Annotated in this window: 12 protein-coding genes; 11 read left to right on the forward strand and 1 reads right to left on the reverse strand. The window is 67.5% G+C overall.

The window, feature by feature from the left end:
* Nucleotides 1-96 precede the first annotated feature (96 nt).
* The 7 genes from K9D25_RS15555 (at nt 97) to K9D25_RS15585 (ending at nt 7,644) form a co-directional block, all read left to right on the forward strand.
* Nucleotides 97-963, forward strand: coding sequence for an ABC transporter permease (locus K9D25_RS15555; protein ID WP_432207886.1), 867 nt, complete (start codon nt 97-99; stop codon nt 961-963).
* 5 nt (nt 964-968) lie between these two features.
* On the forward strand, nt 969-1,769 hold the full coding sequence (locus K9D25_RS15560) for an ABC transporter permease (protein WP_244376532.1): 801 nt from the start codon (nt 969-971) through the stop codon (nt 1,767-1,769).
* Nucleotides 1,766-2,845 (forward strand): ABC transporter ATP-binding protein, encoded by a 1,080-nt coding sequence (locus K9D25_RS15565; protein WP_244376533.1) that lies wholly within the window; start codon nt 1,766-1,768, stop codon nt 2,843-2,845. Before K9D25_RS15560 ends, K9D25_RS15565 begins: the two co-directional genes overlap by 4 nt.
* Nucleotides 2,846-3,182: 337 nt before the next feature.
* Nucleotides 3,183-4,235 (forward strand): AraC family transcriptional regulator, encoded by a 1,053-nt coding sequence (locus K9D25_RS15570; protein WP_244376535.1) that lies wholly within the window; start codon nt 3,183-3,185, stop codon nt 4,233-4,235.
* 75 nt (nt 4,236-4,310) lie between these two features.
* Nucleotides 4,311-5,309, forward strand: coding sequence for a formylglycine-generating enzyme family protein (locus K9D25_RS15575; protein WP_244376536.1), 999 nt, complete (start codon nt 4,311-4,313; stop codon nt 5,307-5,309).
* Between the two features lie 23 nt (nt 5,310-5,332).
* Nucleotides 5,333-6,808, forward strand: a complete 1,476-nt coding sequence (locus K9D25_RS15580) for an arylsulfatase B (protein ID WP_244376537.1) — start codon at nt 5,333-5,335, stop codon at nt 6,806-6,808.
* The gene (locus K9D25_RS15585) at nt 6,808-7,644 is read left to right on the forward strand and encodes a hypothetical protein (protein ID WP_244376538.1); all 837 of its coding nucleotides are present in this window, start codon (nt 6,808-6,810) and stop codon (nt 7,642-7,644) included. The genes K9D25_RS15580 and K9D25_RS15585 overlap by 1 nt, the downstream gene beginning before the upstream one ends.
* Before the next feature lie 8 nt (nt 7,645-7,652).
* On the opposite strand, the gene K9D25_RS15590 is transcribed toward K9D25_RS15585, so the two are convergent.
* Nucleotides 7,653-8,363, reverse strand: coding sequence for a DeoR/GlpR family DNA-binding transcription regulator (locus K9D25_RS15590; protein WP_244376540.1), 711 nt, complete (start codon nt 8,361-8,363; stop codon nt 7,653-7,655).
* A gap of 118 nt (nt 8,364-8,481) precedes the next feature.
* Between K9D25_RS15590 and deoC the strand changes: the two genes are divergently transcribed.
* The 4 genes from deoC to K9D25_RS15610 all read left to right on the forward strand — a co-directional run bounded on the left by deoC (nt 8,482) and on the right by K9D25_RS15610 (nt 12,949).
* Nucleotides 8,482-9,183: a deoxyribose-phosphate aldolase gene (deoC, locus tag K9D25_RS15595; RefSeq protein ID WP_244376541.1), complete on the forward strand. Its 702-nt coding sequence runs from the start codon at nt 8,482-8,484 to the stop codon at nt 9,181-9,183.
* Nucleotides 9,184-9,268: 85 nt separating this feature from the next.
* Complete coding sequence (locus K9D25_RS15600; protein ID WP_244376542.1) at nt 9,269-10,315, forward strand: autoinducer 2 ABC transporter substrate-binding protein; 1,047 nt, start codon at nt 9,269-9,271, stop codon at nt 10,313-10,315.
* 166 nt (nt 10,316-10,481) lie between these two features.
* Nucleotides 10,482-11,978, forward strand: coding sequence for a sugar ABC transporter ATP-binding protein (locus tag K9D25_RS15605; protein WP_244376544.1), 1,497 nt, complete (start codon nt 10,482-10,484; stop codon nt 11,976-11,978).
* A complete protein-coding gene (locus tag K9D25_RS15610) occupies nt 11,978-12,949 on the forward strand; it encodes an ABC transporter permease (RefSeq protein ID WP_244376545.1) in 972 nt (323 codons plus the stop codon). The genes K9D25_RS15605 and K9D25_RS15610 overlap by 1 nt, the downstream gene beginning before the upstream one ends.
* Nucleotides 12,950-12,957 lie beyond the last annotated feature (8 nt).

The raw sequence follows: 12,957 nt of genomic DNA on the forward strand, positions 1-12,957 counted from the left end.
GGAAAGGCGTCGGGTGAGGAGGAACGCACCCTTCCGTCCTCCTCGGCCTCATCGTCCACCTCACTGCACTCATCGAACCGCCGTGATCGAGCCCTCATGACCGTGACCGACGTACCGATGGCCCCCCAATCCCCAGCCGCCCGGCGGGGCGGACGGGGCTTCGCGCCCGTGCTGCCAGCGCTCGCTCTGGTTGTGTTGGTGTTCGTGATTCCGGTGCTGGCCCTGCTGCTGCGCAGCGTGCTGGAACCCGCGCCGGGGCTGCAGAACTACGCCACCTTCTTCGGCTCGACGACCTATCTCAAGGTGCTCGGCAACACTTTCCTTGTCGCCTTCACCGTCACGGTGGTGACGGTTCTCCTCGGTTTTCCAGTGGCTTGGTTCCTGGCGATCGCGCCGTCCTTCTGGTCGCGGCTGCTGTTCGCCATCGTCATCCTGTCGATGTGGACCAACCTGCTCGCCCGCACCTATGCCTGGATGGTGCTGCTCCAGCGCACCGGCATCATCAACCGCACGCTGATGAATCTCGCCCTGATTTCCGAGCCGCTGCCGCTGATCAACAACCTTGTCGGCGTCACCATCGGCATGACCTACATCATGCTGCCCTTCATGATCCTGCCGCTGCACGCCACGCTGCGCTCCATCGACCCCGCCATCTTCCAGGCCGCATCCCTTTGCGGCGCCAGCCGTTTTCAGGCTTTCACCCGCGTCATGCTCCCCCTCACCGCCTCCGGCATCGCCGCCGGCGCGCTGATGGTGTTCGTCATGTCGCTTGGCTATTTCATCACCCCGGCCCTGCTCGGCGGCACCGCCAACATGATGCTGGCGGAACTGATCGCGCAACTGGTGCAGTCGCTGCTCGACTGGGGGCTGGCAGGGGCGGCGGCATTGGTGCTCCTCGTTATCACGCTCGCCATCTATATGGTGCAGCTGCGCTTTTTCGGCTTCGGCCAGGCGAGGGGCTAGGCGCCATGCTGCTGGATTTCGCCCGTCTCGGCCCCTGGCGGGTCGCCCTCAGCCTCATCGCCCTGCTGGTCGGCGCCTATCTGCTGCTGCCGATCCTGCTGATCGTCGCGCTGTCCTTCGGCTCCTCGCAATGGTTGCAATTCCCGCCCCCCGGCTGGACGCTGCGCTGGTATGAGGAGCTGTTCGACGATCCCGAATGGATCGCCTCCTTCCTCACCAGCTTCAAGATCGCCGCCGTGGTGACGGTGCTGTCGGTCGGCATCGGCCTGATGGCCTCCTTCGGCCTGACACGCGGCACGTTTCGCGGCCGGCAGGCGTTGCGGGCGCTGTTTCTCACCCCGATGATCCTGCCGGTGGTGGTGCTGGCGGTGGCCCTCTACGCCTTCTTCCTGCGGCTGCACCTGAACGGCACGTTTCTGGGTTTCGTTCTCGCGCATCTCGTCATCGCCCTGCCCTTCTCCATCATCGCTATTTCCAATGCGCTGGAACGGTTTGACCGCGATATTGAAACCGCCGCCATCGTCTGCGGCGCCAGCCCGCTGGAAGCCAAGATCCGTGTCACCCTCCCCGGCATCCGCCTCGGGCTGATCAGCGCGGCGATCTTCTCCTTCCTCGCCTCCTGGGACGAGGTAGTGATCGCCATCTTCATGGCGAGCCCCGATCTGCAGACGCTGCCGGTGCGCATTTACGGCACGCTGCGGCAGGACCTCTCCCCGGTCATCGCCGCCGTCTCGACGCTGCTGATCGCCCTGACCGCCGCCCTCATGGCGGCCGCCGCCCTCCTTCGCAAGGACGACCGCTCATGAGCTTTCTGGAAATAGCCAATATTTCCAAGACATTCGGCAATGTCACCGCCGTCAGCGACGTGTCGCTGGAGATCGCGCGGGGCGAGTTCGTCACCTTCCTTGGGCCCTCGGGCTCGGGCAAGAGCACGACGCTCTACATGATCGCCGGCTTCTTCGAGCCGACGCGCGGCGATGTGCGGCTGGAGGGGCGCAGCATCCTTTCCGAGCCGTCGAACAAGCGCAATATCGGCATGGTGTTCCAGCGCTACACGCTGTTCCCGCATCTCTCCGTCGCGGAGAACGTCGCCTTTCCGCTGCGCGTGCGCCGGCGCCCGGCGGCGGAAATCGCCCGCAAGGTCGAGGAGATGCTGGCGCTGGTGCGGCTGGAGAGTTTCGCCGGCCGCATGCCCGCCCAGCTCTCCGGCGGCCAGCAGCAGCGCGTGGCGCTGGCGCGGGCGCTGGCCTACGACCCGCCGCTGCTGCTGATGGACGAGCCGCTCTCGGCACTGGACAAGAAGCTGCGCGAGGAAATCCAGGACGAGATCCGCCGCATCCACCGGCAGACGGGGGTGACCATCCTCTATGTCACCCATGACCAGGAGGAGGCGCTGAGCCTCTCCGACCGCATCGCCCTGTTCAACCACGGAAAAATCGAGCAACTCGGCAAGGGCCGTGAGCTTTATGAGACGCCCCGAACCCGCTTCGTCGCCGATTTCATCGGCCATTCCAATTTTCTCGACTGTACCATCACCCGCAGCCAAGGTGGGTTCGCGGACATCACGCTGCCGGATGGCAGCGCGCTGGAGAGCGTCGCGGTGCACGGGGCCGTCAAGGCAGGGGAGCGCGGCGGCCTGATGATCCGGCCCGATCGGCTGCGTCTGTCGCCGCTCGGAGGTGGGAATGGGCCCGGCATCGACGTGGTTGTGTCCGATGCCACCTTCATTGGCGAAACCTACCACTTCGTGCTGACAACGGGTTGGGGCGCGAGCGTCAACATGCGCATGCCCGCGCGCCTGGCACGTGCCGACGATGTGACGAATGGCACCAACCTGCGGCTGCACTGGGAGGCGTCGGACGCCAGCCTGTTCGGCCAATGACCGTTGGTCGGGTGGACAGTGGCGGGCTGACCTTCCCGGTGCCCACCATCTGATCCTTGTCGAGCGGTGGCAAGGTGATGTTCTGCGGCAGTAGGGGCTCGGCCGGGTCTATTATGGGTGCGATCTGCATCACCAGCCATTGATTCATACCTACCAGGCGCCGCCGTTGACACGCGAGACCAAGCTCTGGCTCGTGCGGTTGTCGGTGCGCTGACGGTGCGGCGCCCTCCCTCCGGCGGCGCTAGGCAAGCGGCTAAGGGGGATGGTAGTTTCGGCCGCTGAGGGGGGCGGAACTGGAGCCCATCTTCGGTAAAAGACGGGCGTTGGAACCGAGCTGATGTGGGACCGGCACCCGATCCGTCTGTCTTTGCTGCACATGCTGCCGCAGGCCGCGCAGGCGCAAGGCCTGGAACTTGCGCCGCTGCTGGACCGGGCCGGCATATCGGGCGCCCTTGATGGCGAGGATATCGTCGCGCGCGGCCAGATCGCGACCGTTTTGCACGAGGCCGCGCGGCGGGCGGGCGAACCGACGCTGGGTCTCGCCCTCGCCGCCAGCGCGCAGCCGGCGCGATTGGGCCTCTCCGGGCGGGCGCTGTTCTCCGGCCGTACGCTGCGCGAAAGCCTCGCCGCCCATGCCCGGCATATGCCGACCCTTCAGGGCGGGGTGCGTCTCCAGCTTGATGAAGACGGCGGACGGGCGTTCTGGCGTCACAGTTTCGAAGACAGCGATCCAGGCCACAGCGCCGTGCTCAATGACGGGGTCGCCGGTTTCATGGTCCGGGCCTTGCGCGCCCTGGCCGGTGCCGAGGCCGGCCCGCTGCGCGTGAGCCTGCCGCACCAGGCGCGCGCGCCGGTCCGCGCCTATGAGGACGCACTGGCCGCAGATGTCTCCTTCGGCAACGGCCAGGGGCTCGTCATCGGTTTCGACGCGGCATGGCTCGACCGCCCGAACCCGCTGTTCGGGGCCGCATGGACGCAATTCGACGGCGCCGCGACGCCGGTCGTGCTGTATCGGCGGCACGACGATGCCGCGCTGGTCGCGGCGCTGGAACGGATCATCACCGCCTCGGCGCTTGCCGGCACGCTGTCGCTGATCGATGCCGCCCGTAGCCTCGGTCTGTCGCCGCGCACGCTGCAGCGGCGTCTCGCCTCGCTCGGCCTGCGTTTCGAGGTTCTGGTCGATCAGTGGCGGCAGGCGCAGGCGCGGCAGTGCCTCGCCGGGAGTCGGCTCCCCGTCGCGTCCATCGCCCGGCAGCTGGGCTACAGCGATCCCGCCCATTTCATCCGCGCCTTCCATCGCTGGGAAGGCACCGCGCCGCTCCATTGGCGCCGGTCCGTCTGGCGCGAAATGGCAATTGAGGGGGCCGACGGGGCGGTGCTAGGTTCCTGATCCGCGGTCTTTCCGGATCGCGACGCCGGCTTGGCCCCGCGAGGAAGGTGCCGGCGGGAAGACAGCGGAGCCGCGATGCAGCTGACAGTTCTGGCCGAGGGGCCTGCCGATGCCGGGGCGCTGAGGGCACCCGGCATGGTGTGGATCCCCGCCGGTACGTTCACCATGGGCTCGGATCGGCATTATCCCGAGGAAGAGCCGGCCCACCGAGTCAGCGTCGACGGCTTCTTCATCGACGCGACCCCGGTCACCAACCGTGCGTTCGCCGCCTTCGTCGCCGCCACCGGCTACCGGACGCTGGCGGAGAGGGACCCCTGCCCGGCGGATTATCCCGACGCCGATCCGCGCCTGCTCGTGCCCGGCTCGCTCGTCTTCACCGCGCCTGAGCATACGGTGCCATATGAGGACTGGACGCAGTGGTGGCGCTTCGTGCCCGGCGCGGACTGGCGCCACCCGCAAGGGCCTGGCAGCACCCTCGACGGCCTTGAGGATCATCCCGTCGTCCATGTCGCGCATGAGGACGCCCTCGCCTATGCGCGCTGGTGCGGCAAGCAATTGCCGAGCGAGGCGGAATGGGAGTTCGCCGCGCGCGGCGGGCTTGAGGGAGCGGAATTTGCCTGGGGCGAAACCTTGGTGCCGGGAGGCGTCCACCGCGCCAATACCTGGCAGGGCGCGTTCCCTCGGGAAAACAGTGCCGAGGACGGCTATGCCGGTACCTCGCCGGTCCGCGCCTATCCCGCCAATGGCTTTGGCGTCTTCGACATGATCGGCAATGTCTGGGAGTGGACCGACGACTGGTACGCCTCCAGCCATGCCGCGTCCCTCCCCTCCGCCAAGGCGTGCTGCGTCTCGCGCAACCCGCGCGGCGCGCGGCGCGAGGACAGCGTCGATCCGCTCGAGGCGGGGGCGCTGGCGCCGCGCAAGGTGCTCAAGGGCGGTTCGCATCTGTGTGCGCCCAGCTATTGCCGGCGCTACCGCCCGGCCGCCCGCCAACCCCAGACCCTTGATACGGCCTCGGTGCATATCGGTTTCCGCTGCATCCGCCGTGTCGCCCCTGATGCCCGCCCCCTGTGACGCGCCGAAGCCGAGGAACTGCCGTGACTGATCGTGACCTCCCCCCCGCCGCGCCGGCCGGTGCGCCCAGCCGCCGCGATGTGCTGGCCGGCAGCGCCGGCTTCCTCGCCGCCGTTTCCGGCCTGTCGCTGCTCTCCTCCGGTGCGCGGGCGGAGGCGGCGCCGCGCCCGCATATTCTCTACATCGTCGCCGACGATCTCGGTTTCGCCGATGTCGGCTTCCGGGGCTCCGATATCCGCACCCCGAATCTCGACGCGCTGGCCGCGACGGGGGCGACGCTGAGCCAGTTCTACACCCAGCCCATGTGCACGCCGACCCGTGCGGCGTTGCTGACCGGGCGCTATCCCTTGCGCTACGGGCTGCAGGTGGGCGTCATCCCCTCCGGAGCAAGCTACGGCCTCGCCACCGATGAGTTCCTGCTGCCGCAGGCGCTGAAGGAGGTGGGCTATCGCACCGCGCTGGTCGGCAAGTGGCATCTCGGCCATGCCGACCGCAAATACTGGCCGCGCCAGCGCGGTTTCGATTACTTCTACGGGCCGCTGGTCGGCGAGATCGACCACTTCAAGCACGAGGCGCACGGCGTCACCGACTGGTACCGTGACAACACGCTGCTGAAGGAAGAGGGCTACGACACTGAGCTGTTCGGCGCCGATGCGATCCGGCAGATCGCCGGCCATGATCCGAAGACGCCGCTGTTCCTCTATCTCGCCTTCACCGCGCCGCACACGCCCTATCAAGCACCGCAGCGCTATCTCGATGCCTATGCGGACATCGCGGACCCCCAGCGCCGGGCCTATGCGGCGATGATCACCGCCATGGACGAGCAGATCGGCAAGGTGGTGGCGGCACTCGACGCGCAGGGAATGCGCGAGAACACGCTGATCGTGTTCCACAGCGACAATGGCGGCACGCGCGACAAGATGTTCGCCGGCGAGGGCGCGGTTGCGGGCGACCTTCCGCCCAGCAACGCGCCGCTGCGCGCGGGCAAGGGCACGCTCTATGAGGGCGGCACCCGTGTCGTCGCCCTCGCCAACTGGCCCGGACGGATCGCGCCGGGCGCGGCGGAAGGGGTGATGCATGTGGTGGACATGCTCCCCACCCTCGCCAAGCTCGCCGGCGCCAGCCTCGGCAAGGCGAAGCCGCTCGATGGCGGCGATGTCTGGCAGGTGCTGGCCGCCGGTCAGCCCGGACGCGCGGAACTGCTTTACAATGTCGATCCGACCCAGGGCGCGGTGCGCGAGGGCGACTGGAAGCTGGTATGGCACGTCGCGCTGCCGCCCAAGGTCGAATTGTTCGACCTGGCCAAAGACCCGTCGGAGAGCAACGATCTTGCCGCCGCTCACCCGGATAAGGTTGCTCAGTTGCAGCAGCGTGTGGTGGATTTCGCCCGCACCATGGCACCGCCGCTCTTCTACAGCGCGGCGCTGAAGGCTACGCTTTCCGCACCGCTGGCGCAGCCCGGCGAGGCGCTCTACGAGATGGGTCTGGAGAACGATTGATGCGCGAGCCCCGCCTGCGGGCCCTTGGCCCTTCCGCCGCCGCACCGTTCTTCGGCGCGGCGTTGCTGGCCCTTGTCGGCGGCGCGCCAGCCGGTGCCGCCGATCTTGAACCGTCCTCGCCGGCGGTGAGCCTGCCCGCGCCGGTCGTCGACGCGGATGCGCCGACCTTCTCCGCCACCATGTATCTCTGGGCCAGCGCGCTGCACGGCACCAGTTCCACCCTGCCGCCTTTGCCCGCCGCCAATATCGACCTCAGCTTCCGCGACGTGTTGCAGGACCTCAATGGCGCGGTCATGGGCTCGGGCGAAATGCGGGTGGGGCGCTGGGGCTTTCTCGCCGATCTGATGTTCACGCAGGTGACGCCGTCCGGCACCCTGCCCGGCCCCTATAACGCCGGCTTCGAAATCCGATCGCGCAGCCTGACGTTGCAGGGCGACGTGCTCTATCGCCTCTACGAATCGGACACGCTGGATGTCGATGCCGGCGCGGGCCTGCGCTACTGGCACCTCAACAACCGGCTCACCGTCGATCCCGGCCTGTTGCCCTCGGGGCTTGAGTACAGCCAGGCCGAGAGTTGGGTCGATCCGGTCATCGCCGCCCGCGTGCTCGCCCAGCTTGGCGGGCCGTGGAGCCTGACGCTGGTCGGCGATATCGGTGGGTTCGATGTCGGCTCCAAGCTCACCTGGCAGGCCATTGCCACGGTGAACTACCAGTGGAACGAGAATCTCGCCCTGCGCGCCGGCTATCGCGCGCTGTCGGTCGACTACCAGAACGGCGCGTTTCTCTATGACGTGCTGATGCAGGGACCCATCATGGGTGTGACCTACCGCTTCTAGCGGCTGCTTCAGGTCGGCGCGTCCGCCTCGGTGATGAGGCGGGCGAACTGGTCGCGCCGGGCGAAGAAGGCGGGCTTGATCTTGTCGATCTTGCTGGAGTCGACGACGAGATAGGCCACCGCCGCCCGCGCCAGCGCCGCCTGCTTCACGGGCACCTCGTGGAAGTTGGAACAGGTGACGCCATGCTGGGCATGGACGCCGCCGGCGGAAATGAACGCCTTGCTGATGCCGAGCCGTTCCAGACTGCGCAGGGCCTCCTCGCCGGAAAAGCTCTGCGACGAGGCGTGAAACAGCCCGCCCAGCAGGATCAGGCTCGTGTTCGGCCGCCCGGCGAGCCGGGTGGCGATGTTCATGGCATAGGTGATGACGGTGAGCCGGCCCGTCATCGGTAGATGGTCGATCATGCGCGGCGTGGTCGTGCCGCAATCGATGAAGATGGTGTCGTCCGGCTCGACAAGGCGCGCCGCCGCGCGGCCGGCCGCCTCCTTGGCCTCGGCATGGGCGTCGAATTCCGCATCAAGCCGGTAGGTCGAGGCGCGCTCGCTGCCTGCGGGCAGGATATAGCCGCCGAGATAGCTGAACAGTTCCGGCGCGCTCGCGAGATCGCGGCGCACCGTCATCTCCGACACGTCGAGATGCTGGGCGGCGTCGCGCAGATGCAGCACGCCCACGGCGCGCAACCGCTCGTCCAACCGCCGGATTCGCTCGGGTTTCTTCACGTCGCTCCCCATCCCCCACCTTCATTGGCGGTCCGCCTTGACTCGTCAAGTGTGCCGTGAAATGTTCGCAACAAATCTTGTGATAATCATAACAAAATTGACCGGGTGAAGACGTCACATGGCAGCAAACGCACCAGCCCTGCGCGATTCCCGCGCCCTGGCCGGGATCATCGACCACACCCTTCTCAAGGCGGAAGCCTCGCGCGCTGAAGTTGCGCGCTATTGCGCGGAAGCGCGCGACCATGGCTTCGCCTCGGTGTGCGTGAACGCGGTGCATGCCGGCTTCGTCGCCGATGAACTCGCCGGCACGCCGGTGAAGACCTGCGTGGTGGTCGGCTTCCCGCTGGGAGCCGGCGGGGCCGAGGCCAAGGCGGCCGAGGCACGGTTGGCCATCGCCGCCGGGGCGCAGGAAATCGACATGGTGATCGACATCGGCGCGCTGATCGAAGGCGATCTCGCGCGCTGCCGCGCCGATCTCGCCAGTGTCCGCGAAGCCACCCGCGGCGCGGTGCTCAAGGTGATCCTGGAGACCTGCCTGCTCACCGACGCCCAGAAGGAAGAGGCCTGCCGCCTCGCGCAGGAGGTGGGCGCCGATTTCGTCAAGACCTCGACCGGCTTTTCGACCGGCGGCGCGACCGTCGCCGACATCGGGCTGATGCGCCGGGTCGTCGGGCCGCACATGGGCGTGAAGGCGTCGGGTGGGGTGCGGGACGCCGCCACCGCCTGGGCGATGGTCGACGCCGGCGCCACCCGCATCGGCGCCAGCGCCAGCATCGCCATTGTCGCGGGCGCCACGCCTGTCGCGAATGCCGGCTACTGAGCCGTTCCGGCCGATTTGCCACCGGGGCGGCATCTCTGCCCTTCGCCAACGCCATCAGAATCAACGAATGTCTGGGAGGACATCCATGAGAAAGACGCTACTGACCCTCGCGGCGAGCCTGTCGCTGCTGGCTGCCCCCGCCTTTGCGGATGGCGTGGTGGACACCAGCCAGGTGCCGAAGGACATCACTTCCGCTGCCACCGGCAAGAAGTTCTCCATCGCCACCGTGGTGAAGGTCGACGGCATTGCCTGGTTCGACCGGATGCGCGACGGGGTGAAGCAGTTCGGCACCGACACCGGCATGGATGTGTGGCAGGTCGGACCGAGCCAGGCGGACGCCGCCGCCCAGGTACAGCTCATCGAGAACCTCATCGCCCAGGGCGTCGATGCGATCTGCATCGTTCCCTTCTCGGTCGAAGCGGTGGAGCCGGTGCTGAAGAAGGCGCGTGACCGCGGCATCGTGGTCATCGCCCATGAGGCCTCGAACCTCAAGAACGCCGACTACATTCTGGAGGCCTTCGACAACAAGGCCTATGGCGCGCAGCTGATGGAAGTGCTCGGCAAATACACGGGCGGCAAGGGCAAGTACCTCGCCACCGTGGGCAGCCTCACCTCGCAGTCGCAGAATGAGTGGATCGACGGCGCGATCGAGTACCAGAAGAAGCACTTCCCGGACATGGCGCTCGCCACCCAGCGTCTTGAGACCTATGACGACGCCAACACCGACTATAACCGGCTGTCGGAAGCCCTCACCACCTATCCCGACGTGAACGGCATCATTGGCGGCCCGATGCCGACCTCGGCCGGCGCCGGCCGTCTGATCGCCGAGCGCGGGCTGAAGGGCAAGGTGTTCTTCTCCGGCACCGGCCTGCCCTCCGTCGCCGGCAAGTACCTCGCCGATGGCGACATTCAGTACATCCAGTTCTGGGACCCGGCGGTCGCTGGCTACGCCATGAACGAGCTCGCCGTGATGGCGCTCTCGGGTAAGAAGGACCAGATCAAGGCTGGCCTCAATCTCGGCCTCAAGGGCTATGAGAACCTCACCACCCCGGCCGGCGCCGCGCCGAACCTGCTCTACGGGCAGGGCTGGGTCGGCGTGACCAAGGAAAACATGGACCAGTACAAGTTCTGACGGCGGTTGGCGCGGGGGCTTTGAGGTCCCGCGCCGCTCCCGCAGGGCGAGCCGTGGCGGGGCAAGGGCGCCCCTCCCCGGCTTGCGAAGGTCCCCTCATTTCGCTGACAAAGGCATGGGCGGGCGGCACTTTGTGCCGGCCCTCCCTTCCCGACGGGCGCATCCCATGGCCGTACCCCTGATCGAACTGCGCGGCGTCACCAAGCGCTTTCCCGGCATGAAGGCGCTGGACGGCATCGACTTCGCCATCGCCCCGGCGGAAATCCTCTGCCTCGCCGGCGAGAACGGTTCGGGCAAGTCGACGCTGATCAAGATCGTCTCCGGCGTCTATGACTTTGACGAAGGCACGCTGCTGATCGGCGGCGCGCCGGTGTCCGGCTTCTCGCCGCGCGCGGCCATCGCCGCCGGCGTCCAGGTCATCTATCAGGATTTCTCGCTGTTCCCGAGCCTGACCGTGGCGGAGAACCTCGCCATGGGCCGGCTGCTGAGCGAGGGGCGGCGGCTCGTCAGCCCCGCCGAATGCCGCCGCCTCGGCGCGCAGGCGCTCGCCCGGCTCGATGTCGCCATCGACCTCGACGCGCGGGTGGGCGATCTCTCCACCGCCGACCGGCAGATCGTCGCCATCGCCCGGGCGCTGATGAGCGAAACGCGCCTGCTGATCATGGACGAGCCGACCACGGCGCTCACCGGGCGCGAGGTGGAGCGGCTCTTCACCCTGGTGCGTGAAATCCGCGCCAAGGGCATCGCCGTGCTGTTCGTCAGCCACAAGATGCGGGAGATGCTGGAAATTTCCGACCGCATCTGCGTCTTCCGCAATGGCCGCAAGGTCGAGGAAGGCCCGACGACCGATTTCACCGAGGCACGCATCACCCGCGCCATGACGGGGCAGGATCTCGGCCATGAGCGCTATGGCTGGACGGGCGATGCGTCGGCCGAGCCGCGCCTGCGCGTGCGCGACCTCAGCGTCGGCGAGGCGGTGCGTGACGTGTCGTTCGATCTGCGCGCCGGCGAGATTGTCGGCCTCTCCGGTCTGCTCGGTTCGGGCCGCACCGAACTCGCCCTCGCTCTGTTCGGCATGGAGCCGGAGCATCGCGGCACGGTGCTGCTCGACGGCACGCCACTCCGCCTTGCCAGCGTGCCGGAGGCGGTGGAGGCCGGCATCGCCTATGTGCCGGAGGACCGCCTGTCCGAAGGGCTGTTCATGAGCCAGTCCATCGCCCGCAATGTGGTGGCCAGCGCCATCGAGCGGGCGACGCGCGGGCCGTTCCTCTCCGACGACGCCATGACCGCGCTGGCCGAGCGCACCGTCGCCGACATGAAGATCGCCACCACCGATGTGGAGAAGGAGGTCGGCAAGCTCTCCGGCGGCAATCAGCAGCGCGTCATCATCGGGCGCTGGCTGCTCACCGGGCCGCGTGTGCTGATCCTGAACGGCCCCACCGTCGGCGTCGATGTCGGCTCCAAGGCTGAAATCCACCGGCGCATCCGCGAACTCGCGGTCAAGGACGGGCTGGCGGTGCTGATGATTTCGGACGACGTGCCGGAGCTTCTGCACAATTGCAACCGCATCCTCCTCATGCACCGCGGCGCGATCCTCGACGATCTCGACCCGCGCGGCCTTGAGGAGGACGACATCCATTCCCGCTTGAAGACGCTGCGCTGATGATGACCCTCGCCAAGCTGATGCGCCGCTCCGAAACGGCGGTTTTCCTCATCGTCGCCGCGATCATGGTGGTGATCGGGCTGATCAATCCCGCTTTCTGGCAGGCGGACAATCTGTTCAACCTGCTGCGCGCCAATGTCATCATCGGCATCATGGCGCTCAGCGTGCTGGTGGTGATGATCTCCGGCGGCATCGACGTGTCGTTCCCAGCCTTCGCCGCCGCCGCCATGTATCTCACCGTGCTGGCGATGAACGCCTATGGCCATGAGGGCGTGCTGCTGCCCTTCATCGGCGCGACGCTGATCGGGCTCATCTGCGGCCTCGCCAACGCCTTCTTCATCCACGCTTTCCGCATGATCCCGCTGATCGTCACGCTGGGATCGGCCTCGGTGGTGCGTGGTCTGCTGCTGGGGCTGGTCGGCACCTCGATCGTCAACATCGACCGCATGCCGCCGGCGCTGATCGCCTTCGGCCGGTCCAGCCTCGATATTGGCGGCGCCAAGCTCTCGGTGATGGTGTTCGTCTATCTCGCCATCGCCGGCGCGGTCTGGTGGTTCCTCAGCCGCACCATGACCGGCCGCTCCATCTTCGCCTATGGCGACGATGCGGAATCGGCCAAGCGCGTCGGCTTCAACACCCGACGCACGGTCTATGTCGCCTATGGCCTCGCCGGCGCGCTGGCGGGTTTCGCCGGCCTGCTGCACGCCTCGATGATCTGGCTGGCCAATCCGCGCGATTTCGTCGGCTATGAGCTCGACGTGATCGCCGCCGTCGTGCTGGGCGGCGCCTCCATCTTCGGCGGGCGCGGCTCGGTGCTCGGCACGCTGCTCGGCGTGTTCCTGCTGGTCCTGATCAAGAACAGCCTCATCATCATGCGGGTGGACAATACCTGGCAGGGCGTGGTCGTCGGCGGCGTCATCGTGATCGCCACCGCGCTCACCGCCTGGCGCGACCGCAAGACGCTGGCGTGAGGGGAATG

Origin of the sequence: Ancylobacter polymorphus (assembly GCF_022836935.1) — a bacterium.
Classification (GTDB): domain Bacteria; phylum Pseudomonadota; class Alphaproteobacteria; order Rhizobiales; family Xanthobacteraceae; genus Ancylobacter; species Ancylobacter polymorphus_A.